The sequence below is a fragment of the Flammeovirga agarivorans genome, from assembly GCF_012641475.1.
Lineage (GTDB): Bacteria > Bacteroidota > Bacteroidia > Cytophagales > Flammeovirgaceae > Flammeovirga > Flammeovirga agarivorans.
In genome coordinates this window covers 960402-981296 of record NZ_JABAIL010000002.1, presented here as the reverse complement: position 1 = coordinate 981296, position 20895 = coordinate 960402, and the positions used below count along the sequence as shown (strand labels likewise).

The 20895-nt window shown below is 34.7% G+C and carries 15 protein-coding genes; 8 read left to right on the top strand and 7 right to left on the bottom strand.

Features of this window, described 5'->3' with window-relative positions; translation table 11 throughout:
• Positions 1-11 precede the first annotated feature (11 nt).
• From mltG to HGP29_RS08695, 3 genes are all read left to right on the top strand, one after another.
• Positions 12-1067, top strand: a complete 1056-nt coding sequence (mltG, locus tag HGP29_RS08705) for an endolytic transglycosylase MltG (protein WP_168881979.1) — start codon at positions 12-14, stop codon at positions 1065-1067.
• 68 nt (positions 1068-1135) lie between these two features.
• Positions 1136-1834, top strand: coding sequence for an endonuclease V (locus tag HGP29_RS08700; protein ID WP_168881978.1), 699 nt, complete (start codon positions 1136-1138; stop codon positions 1832-1834).
• A gap of 110 nt (positions 1835-1944) precedes the next feature.
• Positions 1945-2793: a hypothetical protein gene (locus HGP29_RS08695; protein WP_168881977.1), complete on the top strand. Its 849-nt coding sequence runs from the start codon at positions 1945-1947 to the stop codon at positions 2791-2793.
• Positions 2794-2833: 40 nt separating this feature from the next.
• On the opposite strand, the gene glgX is transcribed toward HGP29_RS08695, so the two are convergent.
• The 4 genes from glgX to HGP29_RS08675 all read right to left on the bottom strand — a co-directional run bounded on the left by glgX (position 2834) and on the right by HGP29_RS08675 (position 8614).
• Positions 2834-4912: a glycogen debranching protein GlgX gene (gene glgX, locus HGP29_RS08690; RefSeq protein WP_168881976.1), complete on the bottom strand. Its 2079-nt coding sequence runs from the start codon at positions 4910-4912 to the stop codon at positions 2834-2836.
• A gap of 98 nt (positions 4913-5010) precedes the next feature.
• Positions 5011-6324, bottom strand: coding sequence for a UDP-N-acetylglucosamine 1-carboxyvinyltransferase (gene murA, locus HGP29_RS08685; RefSeq protein WP_168881975.1), 1314 nt, complete (start codon positions 6322-6324; stop codon positions 5011-5013).
• A gap of 265 nt (positions 6325-6589) precedes the next feature.
• Complete coding sequence (locus tag HGP29_RS08680; protein WP_168881974.1) at positions 6590-7228, bottom strand: peroxiredoxin family protein; 639 nt, start codon at positions 7226-7228, stop codon at positions 6590-6592.
• A gap of 180 nt (positions 7229-7408) precedes the next feature.
• On the bottom strand, positions 7409-8614 hold the full coding sequence (locus HGP29_RS08675; protein ID WP_168881973.1) for a chorismate-binding protein: 1206 nt from the start codon (positions 8612-8614) through the stop codon (positions 7409-7411).
• 173 nt (positions 8615-8787) lie between these two features.
• Between HGP29_RS08675 and HGP29_RS08670 the strand changes: the two genes are divergently transcribed.
• The 5 genes from HGP29_RS08670 (at position 8788) to HGP29_RS08650 (ending at position 15610) form a co-directional block, all read left to right on the top strand.
• Positions 8788-10710: a DUF885 family protein gene (locus HGP29_RS08670; RefSeq protein WP_168881972.1), complete on the top strand. Its 1923-nt coding sequence runs from the start codon at positions 8788-8790 to the stop codon at positions 10708-10710.
• A 114-nt stretch (positions 10711-10824) separates the two neighbouring features.
• The gene (locus HGP29_RS08665) at positions 10825-11580 is read left to right on the top strand and encodes an alpha/beta fold hydrolase (protein WP_168881971.1); all 756 of its coding nucleotides are present in this window, start codon (positions 10825-10827) and stop codon (positions 11578-11580) included.
• Positions 11581-11756: 176 nt separating this feature from the next.
• Positions 11757-12428, top strand: a complete 672-nt coding sequence (locus HGP29_RS08660) for a CBS domain-containing protein (RefSeq protein WP_168881970.1) — start codon at positions 11757-11759, stop codon at positions 12426-12428.
• 2 nt (positions 12429-12430) lie between these two features.
• Positions 12431-13330 (top strand): NAD kinase, encoded by a 900-nt coding sequence (locus HGP29_RS08655; RefSeq protein WP_168881969.1) that lies wholly within the window; start codon positions 12431-12433, stop codon positions 13328-13330.
• A gap of 147 nt (positions 13331-13477) precedes the next feature.
• Entirely contained in the window at positions 13478-15610 is a 2133-nt protein-coding gene (locus HGP29_RS08650) for a M3 family metallopeptidase (protein WP_168881968.1), read from the top strand.
• An 85-nt stretch (positions 15611-15695) separates the two neighbouring features.
• On the opposite strand, the gene recQ is transcribed toward HGP29_RS08650, so the two are convergent.
• The 3 genes from recQ to HGP29_RS08635 all read right to left on the bottom strand — a co-directional run bounded on the left by recQ (position 15696) and on the right by HGP29_RS08635 (position 20875).
• Complete coding sequence (recQ, locus tag HGP29_RS08645) at positions 15696-17870, bottom strand: DNA helicase RecQ (RefSeq protein ID WP_168881967.1); 2175 nt, start codon at positions 17868-17870, stop codon at positions 15696-15698.
• Positions 17871-18158: 288 nt separating this feature from the next.
• Entirely contained in the window at positions 18159-19211 is a 1053-nt protein-coding gene (locus tag HGP29_RS08640; protein ID WP_168881966.1) for a response regulator, read from the bottom strand.
• Between the two features lie 11 nt (positions 19212-19222).
• A complete protein-coding gene (locus tag HGP29_RS08635; protein WP_168881965.1) occupies positions 19223-20875 on the bottom strand; it encodes a sensor histidine kinase in 1653 nt (550 codons plus the stop codon).
• Positions 20876-20895: the final 20 nt, after the last annotated feature.

Here is a 20895-nt window from a genome sequence, read left to right as displayed (position 1 = left end):
ATAAGAGCAAAATGGTATCAAAGAACTTACGTATTTTTTTATTTGTAGGCTTTTCGGTGTTTACAATATCGATGATTGTCTATTTTTATCAAGTATTTTATACACCTAATGTTCAAGTAGGAAAACAAGCAGCAGTAATTAGAATTCCAAATGACGCAACGATAGATAATGTGTCGGATACCCTAATGAAGTACGATATACTTTCTGAGTTAGTTCCTTTCAGATTTGTATCAAAAGCTTTGAAATATAATGAGAATGTAAAACCCGGTTTGTATGTATTAGAGCCAGATATGACCAACATTGAGGCGGTAAGATATTTACGATCAGGGGCACAAACTCCCATCAAAATCACTTTCAATAATGCAAGAACATTGGATGATGTTGCCGAACGTTTTACACAGCGTTTAGAGATTACTCCAGATGAATTATTGGATGCAATGTATGATGAAGAATTAAAGGCAGAATTAGGTCTTGATTCTTTAACGATGAAAGTGATCTTTTTACCAAATACCTATGAGGTGTATTGGACAATCTCAGCAAAGAGCTTGGTGAAAAGAATGAAAAAAGAGTATGATAAGTTCTGGGATGACGCCCGTAAGAAAAAAGCGGAAGCCGTAGGACTTACTCCATTTCAAGTATCAGTGCTAGCATCAATTGTTGAATCTGAGACAATAAAGGCTGATGAAATGCCAAAAGTAGCTGGTTTATATATCAATAGACTAAACAAAGGTTGGGGCCTACAATCTGACCCAACTGTAGTCTTTGCAGCTGTTGAAACTGGAATGGTGAATGACTTTACTGATGTGAAAAGAGTTTTAAACAAACACTTAGCCATCAATTCTCCTTACAATACGTATAAGCATACTGGATTGCCTCCAGGACCAATTAGAATTCCTTCAACTCAAGCGATAAATGCAGTGTTAAACGCAACAAAACATAAGTACATGTATATGGTTGCTGAAGCAGATTTTTCTGGATATCACCATTTTTCAAAAACATTGAAAGAGCATAATTATTATGCTCGTAAATACCAGAATGCATTAAACAAAGCAAGAGTTTATAAATAAGAAATAAGAAAAAGCAGTAAGTTAATCCTACTGCTTTTTCCTTTTTTAGTAGAAGGGAAGAAGTAACTATGCGAAACCAAGAAAGAGATAAGGAACAAGAAGAATTAGCAGCTCAAGTAATTATATATGAAGACACAAATCACCGAATAAAATTTAAAGGAGAAGACGCTGTTTGTAGTATGGATGTGGCGTATACTGAAGATTGTGCTTTTGTCTCTTGTGATATTATTCGAGGAAAAACAGGTGAATGGATCAATACCTTTGTTACGGTTCATCCATTGCCGGCAACTCCTTATGAATCGGGTTATTTTGCATATTATGAAGGTCCATTATTAGAAGAATGCCTTCAGATTTTAAATAAGAAATATAAGTTTGTTCCTTCCCTAGTGATTGTAGATGGTCATGGATTAGCACACCCTAGAAAGTTTGGAATAGCTTGTTGGTTAGGTCTAAGATTAAATATACCTACTATTGGTGTTGCAAAGAAGCCAATGTTAAAGTACAATACTCAACTAGGAGATGGGAAAGGAAGCATTGCACCGATGCTGTTGGACGATGAAGTAGTTGGTGTTGCATTTCGCTCGAACAAAGGAGTAAAACCGATTTTTATCAGCCCAGGCCATCTGATTAGTTTAGAGACATCTATTTATATGATCAAGAGGTTTCATGGTGAGTATAGAATCTTCGAACCTATTAGAAGAGCGGATCAAGCAGTGCGAAAAGCATCAAAAGGAGAAGAAGGAGACTATGAACTTATTGATTATTAAGATTTTTTATTGCTAAAAACTTTAAATAGTTTAAACTGAAACTACTCTTTAGAAGTATATTTGTTGCATATCAATCAAAATGTACACTATCACGAAAAGAGCTAGTTACCATGTTTGAAGTTACAAAAAATAAAGAGGTAAAAAATAGTAAACCTCGCACTATCTATTCTCAAAAAAATAAGATCCCTAAAGAATATCAACCTTTTATATTAGCGGTTGTATATGCTTTATTGATAACTTTTACGTCCTTAATTTTCAATAGTATTCTTGAGGTGGTTTTTAATGAGTCAATTTTATTTAAAACACCATTCTATATCACAGTATTCTTTATTGTGACGATGAGTCTATTATTGCCCATAAAAAAAGGAGATGATTTAAGTGATGAACAGTTTCAAACAGAGGAAATAAAAGGATTTTCTGTTGAAATCAAGAAAGTATCAAATAGAAAAAAATGGACTTCTAAAGAAGTAATCACCAACTTGTTAGCTAGGTCTTTAACTATTTTCATATCCTTTACGGTTTTCCTTTATTTTTATATTGGAGGCCAGCAAGTAGATAAATATGAAAGGCTTACATTCCATAATGTACACATTAAAGGTGTAGACAGTGTACAAGTAGCGATACGATTGTCAAGAAATACAAGAGATTCAGCTACTCCAGGAAGGTTTAAGGTGTTTAAAGACCCTTCTGTATCAGAGAAAGGAACATATATTTATGAGGAATATACTTATGGTTTTCCTTATGAAATGATAGCTCCTGATAAAAACAAAGATGCTCAAAATGGTAAGAAATATCTAAAAGCCAAAAGAGCAAAAATCTTTGTAAAATGGTATGGTGAAGAATTATCTCCAGAGCAAGTGAAGGGAGCTTTGAAAGAAGTTTTACACAAAGAAGATATGAATAATTTACTACTTGAAAACTTTGGTGAAGTAGTAAAAATCGAGCATAAAACGATATAAAAATAAAAGGTCATCTTGCAATAAGATGACCTTTTATTTTTTAAGTTGATTTTAAAACAACAACCGACCTAGGTTGAAGATGTTTATGCCCTGGTTTAATAACAGGGGCATCATCATACTCAAATATATCATGAGGCATTCTGTTGCCAGTATCTACAATACATTTCCATTCGGGTTGACTTGTGAATATTGTTGGTTCTGGAATCTCAAAATCCAGTGCTTCCCAGAATGTGTTGACAATAATAAATATCTGCTCTCCAGTATTTGGAGAAGTAAGCATGTAGGCAATAGCATGCGAATTACCAGCCCAGTCAGGATTGTCGAAATCGACTCCATGCCATGTAATGATTGGACGGCGCGCTCTTGCTTTAGAACTCCAGAAACGCTCTGTTTGGAAGACCTGATGTTGTAAATTGAACTTGATAATTTTCTTTACAAAGTTCAACATCTCTTCATGGTGAATAGGATCATTCCAATTGAACCAACTCAATTCATTATCCTGACAGTAGGCGTTATTATTACCATTTTGAGTCCTTCTCACTTCATCCCCCATTAAGATCATAGGAGTACCCTGAGATAATAATAGCAATGTGAAGAAGTTCTTTATTTGCTTTTGTCTTAAGTGATCGATCTCTCCATTATCTGTATCACCCTCATGACCATGGTTCCAGCTGAAGTTATCGTTAGAACCATCGTTGTTATTTTCACCATTGGCCAAGTTGTGTTTTGAATTGTATGATACGAGGTCATTCATTGTAAAACCATCATGACAAGTGATGAAGTTGATACTTCTATTAGGATCTCTTTCTTCTTGATTTTGGAAAATGTGATGTGAGCCTTCAACACAACCCGCGAAAGAGCCAATAAGGTCATTATCTCCTTTTACAAATCGTCTTAAAACGTCTCTATAAACTCCATTCCATTCACTCCAACGATCACCAACAAAAGATCCTACTTGGTATAGACCAGCGGCATCCCATGCTTCAGCAATCATTTTAGTACCTGCAAGGATTGGATCAGATTCAATTTCCCATAAGATTGGAGGGTTGTCTGTCGGATTACCTTCTTCGTCTCTTGATAAAACGGAAGCTAAATCAAAACGGAAGCCATCAACATGCATTTCAGATACCCAATAGCGAAGAGAATCCATAATCATTCTTCTCACTACGGAGTGGTTTGCGTTGAATGAGTTTCCACAACCAGAGAAATCTAAGAATTTGTAGTTATTTTTCTTATCGAGGATATAGTATGTACTAGCATCTAATCCTTTAAAGTTTATCGTTGGCCCCTCTTCAGGGTTTACTTCAGTAGTATGGTTGTATACAACATCCAGAATAACTTCAATACCTGCTTTATGTAAAGCTTTTACCATATCCTTGAATTCTCTTACTGGGCTCGTTGGATCATTTTTATCCATAGCATAAAGAGAGTGAGGAGCAAAGAAGTTAATAGGACTGTATCCCCAGTAGTTGATGCGGTTTTTTGGAGCATCATATGGATCAAACTGATAAATAGGTAAGAGTTCAACTGCTGTAATGCCTAATTCTTGTAAATAAGGAATCTTCTCAATCAAACCTTCATAAGTACCTCTTTTTTCATCAGAAAGGCCAGAAGAGGGGTCTTTGGTAAATCCTTCAACATGCATCTCATAGATGATAGTTTTCGAATAAGGTTTTGATAACGGTTTATCTCCCTCCCAATCGTATTCAGAGTCGTCAATAACGATACTCTTTAGTGCATGTAAGCAATTGTCTCCGGGGCGAATGCATGCTTTTCTAGAGTAATTCTCTGTCATGCATACAGCCTTCGCATAAGGATCCACTAAAACTTTACTACCATCAAACCATGAACCTTTTTCTGGAATATAATCACCAAATGCTCTATATCCATAAACCTGACCATGTCCAACTCCCTCAACAAATACATGCCAATAATAAAAAGTCTTATTTGTTTCAGGGTTTAAACGGATCACATGAAACGGACGTGGACTATCCTTGTCTGCAAATAAGAGCAGTTCGATAGCGGTCGCACCTTTAGAATATATACAGAAGTTTGTTCCTTTATTAGTTACAGTAGCTCCTAAAGGGTAGCTCGAACCTTTGGAATGTTTAATGCTCATCGCACAATAATGTTTTAGTTAGTAATTGAGGCGCTTCTTATAAAAACGCCTCAATAAATATTTAGATAGCAAGTTTTATAATTGAATTTTGCTACTTCTTATCTTCTTTCGATTTTAGCTCCAAGAGCTTTTAATCTTCCTTCGATATCTTGGTATCCTCTGTCGATTTGATCAATATTAGAAATAACAGAAGTACCCTCGGCAGAAAGTGCAGCAATTAATAATGCCACACCAGCTCTAATATCTGGAGAACTCATTTTGATCCCTTTAAGATTTGACTGTCTGTTCATACCAATAACAGTAGCTCTATGAGGGTCATTTAAAATAATTTGTGCACCCATGTCAATCAGTTTATCCACGAAGAATAAACGCGATTCGAACATTTTCTGATGCACAAGAACAGTACCTTTAGCTTGAATGGCAGTTACCAATACAATACTTAAAAGGTCTGGTGTAAACAATGGCCAAGGACCATCTGCTACCGTTAGAATAGAGCCGTCGATAAAACGATCTAATTGATAAGATTCTTGAGAAGGAATATAGATGTCATCACCTCTAAATTCCATTTGAATACCCAAACGCTTGAATACGGTTGGAATTTGTCCAAGTTCATCAATACGACAGTTTTTGATAGTAATCTCAGACTGAGTCATGGCAGCTAAACCAATAAAACTACCAATTTCGATCATATCAGGAAGCATAGTATGAGTAGTGCCACCTAAACGTTCAACACCTTCAATCGTGATAAGGTTAGAACCATAACCTGAGATGTTTGCCCCCATTCGGTTCAACATTTTACACAACTGTTGGATGTAAGGCTCACATGCTGCATTGTAAAGAGTAGTTTTCCCTTTCGCCATTACAGCACCCATAATTACATTGGCTGTACCTGTTACAGATGGTTCATCCAATAAGATGTATGTACCATGCAAATCGGTAGCATCAATTTTAAAATACCCATCTTCAGTATATTCAAATTTTGCTCCTAGCTTTTTGAAGCCTAAGAAGTGAGTATCTAATCTTCTACGGCCAATTTTATCCCCACCCGGTTTAGGGATTTTACCCTGTCCGAAACGAGCTAATAATGGACCTAGTACCATAATAGAACCTCTTAATCTTGAAGCCTTTTGTGAATAGTCTTCAGAATGTAAGTGGTCAATATTTATATCTTTGGCTTCAAATTCATAAGAACCTTCACCTAACTTTTCAACTCTTACTCCAAAATCTGCAAGGATGTCAATTAATTTCATGACATCAATAATATTTGGAATATTATGTATAGTCACTTTTTCTTCGGTAAGCAGTACCGCACATAGAATCTGTAGTGCTTCGTTTTTTGCACCTTGAGGAGTAATCTCACCGCTCAAACGGTGTCCTCCCTCAACAATAAATTCTCCTTGTCCTGTTGACATAGTAGTTTATAATTATTTTGAGATGATATCGATTTCAATGAAAATTTGATGAGAATAATGATCCGAATAGGACTCCGACTACTGGGTGAATAGAAAAGAGTACAATCATTATTTATATCAATTTTCTTAGGTTTCTTCTAAACAAAAATGTGAGATACTCAACTTAACGAATATCTCACATCAATATTAATCAATTCATCAATAAAACACTATTTAGTGATTTAAACTTTTAACGAATTCACTCAAAATGTTTAATGTCTTCCTTTTATTCTGATGTTAATGCTTGTACAATGGCTGTAGGCGACATTCTGACAGAATATTGAGGGTTATATTGCTTGGCTATTATTTTCTGATCTTTTCCAATAATATATGTGGCAGGTACCGGCAATGACGCTTGATGTATCGCATTGTTTGCCGCGATATCGGTAAATAAAAAGGTCTTAATTTTCTTCTGATATTTTTCAGTTACTTCGAAAGTAACTTTATAGTTGTTCATGATACTCATGTCAACATCTGAGATCATCGGAAAAGTAAAGTTTTTCTTTTTAGCAAAGGCATCTAGGCTTTCTTTTTCTTCAGGACTTACCATAATTATTTTAGCACCAGTAGCATAAATATAGTCTAGAGAATCACGAATACTTTTAAGATGCTTATAACAAGAAGGACACCAACTACCTCTAAAGAAATTGACCACTACAGGACCTTCTTTAATGGCTTCTGATAAGGTAAAAGTATTTCCATCTTGATCAACTCCTGTAAAATCAGGTGCTATATCTCCAACTTCTAATCCTGGTTGTAATGTTTCTACTTCAATTCCATATTTAGCATAAATATCTTTTTCTTGTGCATAAGTAGAATATGTGAAAAGTAATGATAGTAAGATAAACTTGAGTAGTACTTTCATGATCTATGTCTTTAATCTGAATATTTAATGTAGGTGCATAATTTATTTATCAATTGACTTAGAAAGATAAATAAAAAGAACCGTAAGTATTAGTTAGACAACTAAAACCACGGTTCCTTACAAAATATCTTGAAATTTATTGATATAAAATATCAACGATCTGATAATCATGATTTAGGATTATGCATTCAAATGTTTGAGCATAGTATCCATTTTTAATTCTGTCTCCTTCCATTCTTTCTCCGGATCCGAGTCAGATGTAATACCTGCACCAGCATACAGTAATGCATGATCTGTGAATAATTGAAGACACCTTAAATTGACAAAAAGATGCTGACTATTTTCTAAACCAATAGGCCCGATATATCCACTATAAATGGATCTATTGTAATGCTCATTGTCTAGAATAAACTGTGTTGCAATATCTTTTGGCATACCACAAACAGCAGAAGTAGGATGTAATAAGTCTAACATCACTGTACCTAATTGTGGGAAGTTTGTAGCTTTTGTATCTACTTTAAAATCCGTTTTTAAATGAAGTAAATGAGCAGCAGCAACAGTACGAGGCCCTTTTTCTTCAAATTCTCTTAAACGTATTTTCTTAAAACAATTAATGATGTATCTGCTTACTAATGCTTGCTCTTCAATTTCTTTACTTTTCCAAGAAGCGTCCCTTGGGTGTATGCCATTACTAGCTTGAGTACCTGCTAGAGCTACAGTACGGAAAATACCATTTTCGTCAACACTAATTAATGTTTCCGGAGATGCTCCCATCCACAGTCCAACATTAGGTATATAGCACATTGATATAAATGCAGTCGGATAAGCTTCACTTAATCGGTGAAAGAAATCGATAGGGGAGAAATCATCTTTTAATCCAGCTTCTTTTGTTCTTGACAATACTACTTTTAAGAACTCTTCATTTTGCATTGCTTTGACACTCTCACCAACAATATTTACAAAATGTTCTTTGGAGGTTGGTGGGAAATGCTCTTTTAGCATGTTTCTTTTCCACTTTCTAAGTGGCTTAGAGGGATCAAAAGTGTTGATTGCTTTCTCTACTCTAACTTTGGTATCGTAATCATAATCATTAGAAAAATCGATATGATCCATTTCAGTGGTATAGTAGATGTCAGCGGGGATCAAATAAGCTTTTTTACTTGTATCATGAAAAGGATGTGCTAAAAAACCATTCGGTAACTCTTCTAGATCGGGAGTAACTCTCATGGCTTCCTTTTGCAATGAAACTACGATGCTTTTTGTATTTTCGTTTGGCATTTTCCAAGTAGCAAAGGGCTGTCCACTTTCGAGTGCAACGGATAATAAACTATCGAAGTCTAAAGTCTTTAAAACTATTTGATCTGTATGATGATAACTCTTTTTCAATTTCTTAGTAACGAAGTTCTATATTATTGTAACTTATAATTAATCTATAAGTTCAACTGATTTAAGAATTATTAGCCTAGTATTTGCAAATGTATTAGAATATCATCGATTATTGCTGATGAATCCTTCAATTCTTGTTAATCATCTACAGGATAAGAGTTTTTTAAGAAAAAATGAAATTCAATAAAATATATAAAGAGTTTTACTGGGAAAAAATTAGATTTCATTTCAGAAATCATTGGTTAAGGTATCTTCAATCTGCAATTCTTGTTTTTCTAATTGTATTAGTAAGTGATCGTATTAATACTTGGTTTTTCCGCCCATCCAAGATGTATACTTTATTGGATCGCTTCTTTTATGATTATACATTATCTCATCCTGAACTATTAACAAAAACGAAAGCATTTAAATGGCCCTATGCTTCTTCTTCTTTAGAGGGAAGCTTAAACAACGAGTCATTAATTCAGACTGAAAAAGATTTTGAATACCTGAAAGATGAGTTGGAATTCTTATCAAGATATGACAGAAAAAAATTAACGAAAGACGAAAAACTTTCAAGAGATATATTTGAGTTTTTAATGGAGGTCAATATTCTTGACCGTTGGATTTATGAGCATGTAAAATATCCAATTGATCATATTGAAGGCATTCAAGTCCAATTACCTCTTTTCATGATCAATTGTCATTCCATCGAAAATGTGAATGAAGCTTACAACTACATTTACCGTTTGGAGGAAGCTCAAGATAAAGTTTCAGAATTGATCTCTGGGAAGCCTTTGTTTCCTAGCGAGGTTGAAAACCGACAAACTTCAAAAGGAATTCTGTACAGAAGGGAAAATGAGTCGTTGGAAGAGGCAATACATCACTTTAATATTAACGAAGACCATGCTTTGCCTCCAAAAGTAATCCTAGCTTTAATTCACAAACAATTAGAGGCATTTTTAAGTGTACCATTAGAAGAGAATATCTTTTATAAAGATTTTATGTCTAAAGTAACACAACTGGATAATGATGATATCAAACAGAAACTTCCTGAGCTAGAATATCAATTGAAAAAGGCTATTGAAGGTAGTGTTATTCCCTCTTTTGATGCTTTAATGAGAACTGTCGATGAGGTGTATATGCAAGCCGAAGAAGAAATCACATTAATGCGATTTGAAAAGGAAGGAGATGATTATTACAGACATTTGATACAATATACTTGTGGCCTAAACCAAGAGGAAATTGAAAATGATTTTCGTCCTAGAAACCTTAATTATGAAGCAAGAAAATTAGTATCTAGAGAAAAGAAAAAATTAGGCGTTTTATTCGATTCTTTAGGCTTAGAAGGAACGACATTGAGAGAGCAATTTGAGTCCTTTTATCAAAAGCAAAATATCGATCAGAAATGGTTTGTCCACAATGATTTTCAGAAGTATTTTCAAGCTGCTCCCTTTATCAAAAACCAACACGAGCCAATAGAAATTCGAAGACTCCCTCATTTTATGAGCAACTTCGATCTTGAACCTTTTTACTATGAAGGTAGTTTTGATAGTAGTAGAGCAGGTAGAGTTTATCTATGCGATTCACTGAGTAAATACCAAGAGATGATGATGCCTGTTTTTGCAATATCTTCTGCAGCCCAAGACGAATGGTCAAAGTATAGATTAGAGAATAAAAAACTACCACTTTTCAGAAGAGAATTAAGTTTTAACTACATCGTTGAATTTTGGAAAAATATTTATCTATCCACATATTATAAAAGTGCAACGTTAGAAGAGAGAGCACTTTATCAAATTTGGAGATTAAATAACGCTATCATGATGCGTTGCGATTTGGGTATCCATCACTTTTTATGGACAAAAAGAGAAGCGGTAGAATATGTTTTTGAAAACTCAATATTAAATTTCAGAGATTCTGAAAAAATTGTAGAAAAGTCTACATCTCTTCCTGCAAGCTTTGTTGCTAAAGGCTTTGCTATGAAATTGGTAGATCAGATTTGTAAAGAACGTGACATATATATTGATAATCAGATAGGTAGAGAGGTAATGAGTGAGTTGTTTATTCAAGGAGGGTTAACATATAGTAGCTACAAAGAAATTTTAAAAGCAGAGTAGCTCAGATGATTGTCATCATATTCTTTTTGTCCTATTGATAAATAGTTCACAACTTAAAATTAAATCGTATCTTTGCACGTAATTTTTTAAGCAACGATTACAGTAAGAATTAATATGAATTTAACTGTTCGAGAAAAACACGGATTTAAATATATAGATGAAGGCGAGGGAGAAGTATTAATACTTTTACATGGCCTGTTCGGCGCATTGAGTAACTGGGCAGATGTATTAAGTTACTTCTCAGGGAGATACCGTGTACTCATTCCTATGTTGCCTATCTACGATTCACCAAGAAACGAATCTAATTTAGAAGGACTTGTAACTTACACTGAAAAGTTTGTTGCTGATTTCGAATTGGAAGAGTTCTCATTACTAGGTAATAGCCTAGGAGGACACGTTGCTTTAATGTATACTTTAGCAAATGCTGATAAAGTAAAGAAGTTAATTCTTACTGGATCATCAGGTTTATATGAATCAGGTATGGGATTATCATATCCTAAACGTGGTAGCTACGATTTTATTAAAGATAGAGTAGCTTATACTTTCTATGATCCTGAAGTAGCAGCTAAAGAATTAGTAGACGAAGTGTATGAAGTAACTTCAGATAATGCAAAGTGTTTACGTATTGTATACTATGCAAGATCTGCTCAGAAGCACAACCTTCGTGATGAATTAAAAAACATTTTGAGCCCTACATTGTTAATTTGGGGACTGAACGATACAATTACACCTCCTTCGGCAGGGCATGAATTCAACCGTTTAATACCAAACGCTGAATTACACTTTATTGATAAGTGTTGTCATGCTCCAATGATGGAACATCCGAACAGATTCAACATGTTAGTTGATGATTTCTTGAGAAATAACTAACAATAATGTAGTTTAGAGAAACCTTCACTCGATTTCTCTGGATTTACATCTTGAAATAGAGTCTGTGAGGAAACTCATAGTTTAAAATGGGAGGTAAATGTTGATGTATTTCAACACATTTATCTCCCATTTTACGTATATACACATATCTTTTCATCAAACTACTTATAGATGATATGCAAATAGCGAAAGATTTGTTGACAACGACATTACCAAGCATAACCCCAGATACAAGTTTGGAGTGTGTGTTTTCATATTATGAAGAATTAAATATTCTATCACTGCCGGTTATTAAGAATGATAAATATATCGGTATGGTGATGGAGCAGGATTTCTTTGACCTTGATTTATCTGAAGGAGTAAAATCTGTTAAACTACCATTATCAAACGAAGAAGTATCTGTTTTACCGACAACTCACTTGTATGACTGTCTAAGAATAGTTGATGAATTTGATGTTGAAATCATCCCTGTTGTCGATAAAGAAAATAAATACCACGGCACCATTATCGTAAAAGATATGATGGACGAAGTGGCAAGAATGCATGCTGACCAAATTGAAGGTAGTGTTGTAGCATTAAGAATAGAAGCTATCCATTACTCATTGGAAGATTTGAGCAGATGGGTGGAATCAAACAATGTAAAAATATTGTCAGCTTTTGTTGAAGTTGATACTAACGATGCCAAAATGGTAATCGTTACTTTGAAATTAAATACAATGAATGTAGAAGCTGTATTGGCGACATTTGAGCGTTTTAGCATGAATGTGATATTCTCTTCTGCGTTTGCTGAAGGAAAAGACGAAGGTCGTGATCGATTGGACAACCTGATGCGATACTTAGAACTGTAAAAATGAGAATTGCTTTACACAGCCGTAAACTAGAAAAAGAAAGAAGCGAATTTTTAATCAATTCTATTTATGAGATTATTAATCGTCCTGAATTGGAATTAATGATTTCTGATGGGTTAGCACTCTATCTTGAAAAAATAGAACCTGAACTTTTCAAACAGCTTGAAGTTTTTAGTACTACAGAAGAATTGAGAGGAATAGATTTCATGATCTCAATCGGAGGTGATGGTACTTTGCTGCAAGCACTTACTTATGTTCAGGAATTGGAAATTCCAATAGTAGGTGTTAATGCAGGTAGATTAGGCTTCTTGGCTTCAATAAGAAGAGAGAATTTTTCTCAAACGATTGATGCTTTGATTAATGGTTATTACTCCATTGAAGAAAGAACAATGCTTACAGTGGTCAGTGATAGAGAAGATCTTTTTGGAGGCATTAAATTTGGTCTAAATGAGTTTACGATTTTAAAAAGAGATACCTCTTCAATGATCGTGGTACATACCTACCTTAACGGTGAGTACCTTAATTCTTATTGGGCTGATGGATTAATCGTATCAACACCATCTGGTTCAACAGGATACTCACTAAGTGTAGGAGGGCCAGTAGTAATTCCAGGATCGGAAAACTTTATTATATCACCAGTTTGTCCCCATAACCTAAATGTAAGACCATTGATTGTGTCGGATCAAAGTGTAATTTCATTTGAGATCGAAGGACGAACGAAAAACTTCTTAGTTTCATTGGACTCTCGTTCAGAACCAGTAGATGCTACCATTGAATTGGCAGTAAAAAAATGTCCATTTAAAGCAAAATTGGTTAATACTGGTGGAGGTGAAAAATTTTTAGATACCTTGAGGAAAAAACTAAACTGGGGATTAGATAACCGGAATTATGCAAAAGAATAGGTAGATATTACCTGAATGAAAATAAAAAAAACGAGAAAGAGTCATCTATTATTTATTATGGATGACTCTTTTTATATTCGCCTTATAATCTTAAGTAGATTGAAGTAGCAAACAACCATCGAAACTTATTTTATTATTTAAACCATCATGAGAAAATCAATTTTATCTCTCATTGGAGGCGTGGCTTTAGCATGCTTAACAATAGGGTGTAGTGATCAACAAGAAAATCAGCATTCATCGAACAATATGCTATTACAAGAATGGAAAGGCCCGTATGGAGGTGTACCTGCTTTTGATAAAATGCAGTTATCTGATCTAAAAAGTGCGATTGAAGAAGGAATGGAAATGAAATTGGCAGAAATAGATGCAATTGCCAATAGTACAGAAGAACCTACTTTTGAGAATACCATAATCGAAATGGAAAAGTCTGGTGCAGCATTAGATAGAGCCTTTACTTATTATGGTATTTGGAGATCTAATAAATCCACTCCTGAGTTAAGAAAAATCAGTAAAGAATTAGCACCAAAGATCTCAGCATTCTCCTCTAAAATCAGTCAGAATGAACAACTCTTCAAAAGAGTGAAAGCGGTGTATGAAGCAAGCCAGAAAAAACCTTTAGAAGCAGAAGCACAAAGAGTAGTGGAGCTTACGTATAAAGGGTTTGTAATGAGTGGTGCAGATCTCGATCCTGCAAAGAAAAAACGTTATGCTGCCATTCAGAGTGAGTTGTCAACTTTGTACACAGACTTTTCTAATAATGTATTAGCTGATGAAGAAAACTATGTTGTTTATCTGAACAAAGATCAATTAAGTGGATTGCCTGATTCATTTATCAAGTCATCAGCAAAGCAAGCAGAAGATAGAGGCCATAAAGGAGAGTATGCAGTACCAAATACAAGATCTTTTATGGAACCGTTCCTTACGTACTCTGACGAAAGAGCTATCCGTAAAGAAGTTTGGACCAACTATATCAAAAGAGGCGATAACAGAGATGAGCATGATAATAATGCCATCATTGCAAAAATCCTTAAGCTAAGAGATGAAAGAGTGAAGCTGATGGGGTATAGTAATTATGCTGCATGGCGTTTACAAGATCGTATGGCAAAAACTCCTGATAATGCTATGGATTTGATGGAAAAAGTATGGGAAGCCTCAGTGGAGACAGTTCATCGCGAAGTGGCCGATATGCAAGCTGTAGCCAATAAGAGAGGAGATAAGATTACAATTGAACCTTGGGATTACCGCTACTATGCAGAAAAGGTCAGAAAAGCTAAATATGATTTGGACTCTGATGAGGTAAAACAATATTTACAGCTTGAAAAACTAAGAGAAGGAATGTTCTTTGTCGCAGGTGAGTTATTCAACTTTAATTTTAAAGAACTTCCAAAAGGAGAGATTCCTGTATTTGATGAAGATGTTCGTGTTTGGGAAGTAAATGACAAGTCTTCAGGTAAAGTAATTGGCCTTTGGTATTTAGATCCATATGCAAGAAAAGGTAAACGTTCTGGAGCATGGGCAACAACATACAGAAGTTTTACTTCTTATCAAGGAGAGAAGATTGTATTGGCATCAAATAACTCGAACTTTATTAAGCCAGCACCAGGTGATGTGGCGTTAGTTTCTTGGAGTGATGCAGAAACATTTTTCCATGAATTTGGACATGCACTGCACTTCTTATCAGCAGATGTGAAATACCCTACATCAAATAGCGGAGTAAGAGATTATACAGAGTTCCAGTCTCAATTATTAGAAAGATGGTTGCCGACTGATAAAGTTATCAATGGTTTCTTGACGAATGTAAAAACAGGTAAACCAATGCCTCAATCATTATTAAAGAAAATTGAAGCAGCATCTACTTTTAATCAAGGGTTCTCAACAACGGAGTATTTGGCGTCAGCTTTAATGGATATGAAATATCATACAACAGATCCTAAAAATATTGATCCAGTTACCTTTGAAAAAGAAACTTTAGAAGCTCTAGGTCTTCCTAAAGAAATTGTAATGCGTCACCGCTCTACGCAGTTCGGTCATATTTTCTCAGGTGAAGGATATGCAGCAGCTTATTATGGGTATATCTGGGCAGATGTGTTAACAGCAGATGCTGCAGAAGTGTTTGAAGCATCACCAAATGGATACTATGATAAAGAAATTGCAGATCGATTAGTGAAATACTTATTTGCTCCTAGAAATGCAATGGATCCTTCAAAAGCATACCGTTTATTTAGAGGTAGAGATGCTGATTATAAAGCATTAATGCGTGATAGAGGATTTATGAACTAAGAGTCAATTCAGTATATATGAAAAAGAGTTACCAATCAATGAATTGGTAACTCTTTTTTTATATCTCAAGAGGTTAAAATTTCTACTAGTTTGCTACTTCAGATAAGAACTTAACACGTACTAGTCGAATTTCATCTTCTCCGATATCTTCATCTAGCTCATCAAAAGCATCATCAATAGAATCGGATTCAGCAGACATGAAATAATCATAAATCTCCTCAATTCGATCATCGTCCATGATGGTTTCTATATAGTAATCAAGATTTAATTTTGTACCAGAATCACAGATGTTTTCAATCTCATCCAATACATCATCAAAAGATACTTTTAAGGATTCGGCAATATCTTCAATATCTTGTTTTCTATCTATTTGCTGAATGATAGCAATTTTAGATTTTGACTTATTGACTGTTGACTTTACTACTACATCTTTTGCCGTAGTAATCTCATTTTGCTCAACATAGTCTGCAATGATATCAATAAAAGGTTTACCAAACTTTTTAGCCTTACCTGCACCAACGCCATTAATTTGCATTAATTCTTCATTCGAAACAGGGTAAGTCGTTGCCATTTCTTCCAACGAAGGTTCTTGGAAAATAGCATAAGGTGGAATACCTTTTTGGTGTGCTAACTTCTTACGTTTTGCTTTTAATAAGTCGAATAACTCTTTATCGAAAGCATTGGTAACAACAGCTTCTTCATTTAAAGCTTCTAACTCTGAAGGCCACTGATAATCCTGAGTGTAATCAATATCAAAAGGACTCTTTTGGAATTTCTTCCCTTTTTCAGAAACCTTTATGATAGTAACATTATCAACATCTTTTCCCATGAAACTGTTGATCATGGATTGTCGGATGATGGATTCCCAATATTGTATATCATGATCGCTTCCTTTACCAAAAGTTTCAAGCTCATCATGATGATAACTAGTTACATAATCCGATTTAGTTCCTGTGATAACATTACAGATATGTTCAATTCCAAAACGTTCTTCTGTTTCCTGAACAGCTTGTATTGCAATAAGAATTTGTTCCTTAGCATTAAAGGAAGCATGTTTTGTTTTACAATTATCACAATGTCCGCAATTGTGCTCCACATCTTCTCCAAAGTAATGTAGAAGTTGTCTAGTACGACAAACAGAAGAGTTTGCATAGTAACTCATTTCCTGTAGGAGAATATGCACATTTTCTCTTTCAGTAACAGATTTGTCTTTGTGGAACTTCTCTAACTTAGAGATGTCATCAGGGCTAAAGAGCATCATACAGAAAGACTCTAAGCCGTCTCTACCTGCTCTACCTGTTTCCTGATAATAACCTTCCAGAGACTTCGGTGCGTCGTAATGTACTACGAACCTCACATCGGGTTTGTCGATACCCATACCAAATGCAATCGTAGCAACTACAACATCACAGTCTTCATTAAGGAAGGCGTCTTGATTTCCCATCCTCACAGAAGATTCCATACCGGCATGGTAAGGAAGTGCATTGATACCATTGATTCTTAAAAATTCAGCTACTTCTTCAACCTTTTTACGGCTTAAGCAGTAGACGATTCCTGATTTATTCTGATGTTTCCGAATAAATTTAATCAGTTGAACTTTAGGATCTTTTTTCGGGTGAACCTCATAATAGAGGTTATCTCTATGGAAAGAAGATAGGAAGATGTTAGCATCCTCCATCTTTAAGTTTTTCTGAATATCAGCCCTCACTTTAGGAGTTGCTGTAGCGGTTAAGGCAATAATTGGAAAATCACCAATTGCTTCTATTATTTGCTTAATCTTTCTGTATTCAGGACGGAAATCATGTCCCCATTCAGAGATACAGTGAGCTTCATCAATAGCGATAAATGAAATCTTAGACTTTTTAAGAAGTTGAATGTTGTCTTCTTTTGTTAAAGATTCGGGAGCAACATAAAGTAGCTTAGTTTTTCCTTCTAGTGTCTCTTCCTTAACTCTGTTTGCTTCACTTTTTGATAAAGTAGAATTAAGAAAACTAGCATGCACACCTAAAGCTTGAAGTTGGTCTACTTGGTTCTTCATTAATGCAATCAAAGGAGAAATCACAATTGCGGTTCCTTCTTTCATCATTGCAGGAAGTTGGTAACAAAGTGATTTACCAGCGCCAGTAGGCATGATGACAAAAGTATTTTTACCTTCAAGTATGTGCGTAATTATTTTTTCCTGATTACCGCGAAATTGATTGTAACCAAATACTTCCTTCAGTTTATCTTTTAACTGTGATTGTACCTTAGTACTAGCCATATAACTTCGTTGTCAATGAATTATTTGGCAAATAAACATAAGCCAAAATAATTGAATGTCTAATAGTTGTAAGTGGAATAAAAGTGTATTTTTTCTATAATTTCTTCATCCCGCATATGAATATACAAAATCAGTATTAGTTTTCATAGCAGATAATCTTAACCATTTTGAATAGTTGATTTTTTGTTTTGTTAACATTGCCGTTAGTTTAGAAAATGAGAGAACATTAAAAAAGGCTTGTGATAATTATTCACAAACCTTTTTGCTACATCAAATATAATGAAATTATTAATGACTTAGTCTTTCTAATTTCGCTAAATCGATAATTGTAATATTTTTATCCTTGATTTCAATAAGACGCTCATCTTTAAAATCAGATAAAGTACGAATCAAAGTCTCTTTTGCTGTACCAACGATTTTAGCCAAATCATCTCTAGTAATTGACATTCTTTCGTTTGGTCCTTGCTGATATCTCTTATCTAATTGAAGTAAAACTTCTGCTACACGTTGTCTTACAGAACCGTAAGCTAACTTTAAAAGTTTTTCTTCTTGCTCGATCACTTCTCTAGTTAATAGTTTAATGAAAGAGTGAGATACGTCTCTATTATTATGAATCAATGAGAAGAAATCTTCTTTTGGAATCATAGTGATTTCACATTCTTCCAATACCATGGCCGACTCTGGGTAAGGAACATCTTTTAGTAATGCTACATAGCCTAGGAAGTCGCCAGGTCCATGAATACCTGTGATATATTCTTTACCGTCTTCGTTTGTCTTATAAGTTTTAACTTTACCACTTACAATCTGAAGTAATGCGTTCGGGTGGTCACCTTCATAGAATAAAACACTTTTCTTTTTGTAAGAACGTGATTTTCTATTTTCAGAAAGTTTTTCCAAGTTATTCATACCGCGAGCATCGCTAATAAAAGAGTCAAACCCATCAGCAGACTGCTCGTAGCGTTTTTTCACTATGTCACTTTTCTTTAAACGGCTTTCAATAGCGTCCAATAATTCAACATCATCAAAAGGTTTTGAGATGTAATCATCAGCACCATGGCTCATGCCTTTTCTGAAATCAGATTTTTCAGCTTTAGCCGTTAAGAAAATAAATGGTATACTCGCTGTATTCGGATCTTTACTCAAAGCAAAAAGAACACCGTAACCATCTAATTCTGGCATCATAATATCGCAAATAATCAAGTCGGGGTTGGTTGTTCTAGCTCTTTCAACACCCACTTTTCCATTCTCTGCCGTAATAACATCATAATTAGATAACTCCAGAATCTCAGATGTATTCTCTCGCATTTCAGGGTTATCCTCTATCAGAAGTATCTTTTTCATTTTTATATTAATTAATTCGGTATTTGTATAGTGAAAGTTGTTCCTTCATCCTCTTTGCTTTCAAAAGAAATGTCTCCATTCAGCATTTCGAGATATTTAAGAACAATATTTAATCCTAGGCCAGTTCCTTGAATATTGATGGCATTTTCAGCTCTAAAGAATCGAGAAAATAAGTGTACTTGATCTTTTTTCGGAATTCCCATTCCCTCATCTTTAATACTGATTTTTATGTTGTCCTCACCCATTTCAGAATGAACCCAAATACGGTCACCTATGTTGGAGTATTTTATGGCATTTGACAATAGGTTGATGATAATATTTTTTAGAATTTGAGGGTCTGTTTTTATACTCGATCCTCCTTCATGCGAAATGAGAAATTTTTGCCCTTGTTTAGTCACAGGAATCATCTCATCACAGATACCATCTAAAAATGTATCTATCTGAACAGTTGATAAATGTACCTTTGCTTTTCCTTCCTCTAATTTACTAATAGAAAGGAAATCATTCAAAATTTGTGTAAGATTGTTAACGCTTGATTTGATACGTTTGATATGTTTCTCTCTTTTCTCTAGATGTGACTCCGAAGTATACCTAGAAATCAGTGAAACTGACGATAAAATCGTACTTAAAGGAGTTCTAAATTCATGAGATGCCATTGATACAAAACGGCTTTTCAATTCGTTGAGCTCTCTTTCTTTTTTGAGTGATTTTAGAATTTCTGTTTCTGCTTTTCTTTGCTGAGTGATGTTTAACATCACTACCAAAAGTTGTTTAGTCTGTTTCCTACTATTTTTAATAGGAACGATGATCGCAGAATAATTCAGGTCTTTATATCCAAATTCAAAAATGGTTTCCTCACCCGTGGTGATCACATCTTTAGCAAGGAAAAACTTTTGTTTGTATTCTTCTTTTTTAGAAGGGTCGTTACTGCTAAGGAATTGGAAAAACTGTGCACCAATAATTTTTTCTCCATCCAACTCAAGGTCTTTAAATCCTTTACCGTCTGCGAAAATGTATTTCAAGTTTTCATCAAGAACAGCAACAATACCGTATGGGAAATTATGTGCGATAATTTTATAGATCGCCTGGCTTTTCAGTAATTCTTCTTCTGCTTTTTTTCTTTCGCTGATTTGAAGCTCAAGATCTTCATTTGAGCGTTGTAAAGTCTTAATGGCTTTGTCCAATTGGCGGGTTCTGTCTTGAACACGTTGTTCCAATTGTTCATTAAGATCTTTAATATGATTGATGTGCTGACTATGTAAAATACTGTGACGAATAGCTCTTTCTAATTGTTGAGGAGTCATCTGTCCTTTTACTAAATAGTCTGAAGCACCAGCATTCATGGCTTCTTCATCCACTTTTACATCACCTTGACCAGTAAGTAAAATAAAAGGGACATGTTGTTCTCTGTCTGACAAAGACTCTTTGATCAGGTCTAAGCCGCTTTTCGCACCGAGTAAATAATCAACAACATATACATCGTGAGCACCTTTTTTAATGTACTCTAGTGCCGTTTCATAATTAGAAACCCAATCAAGATGGTATTCTCTATAGGGGATATCGTCCAAAATATCCTCTGTGATGATGTAGTCATCTTCATCATCGTCAATAAGGAGTACTCGAATGGTCGAACTCGGGTGCTCTATTAAATTAGAAAAAGGCATTTATAGTTATCTTTCTTTCA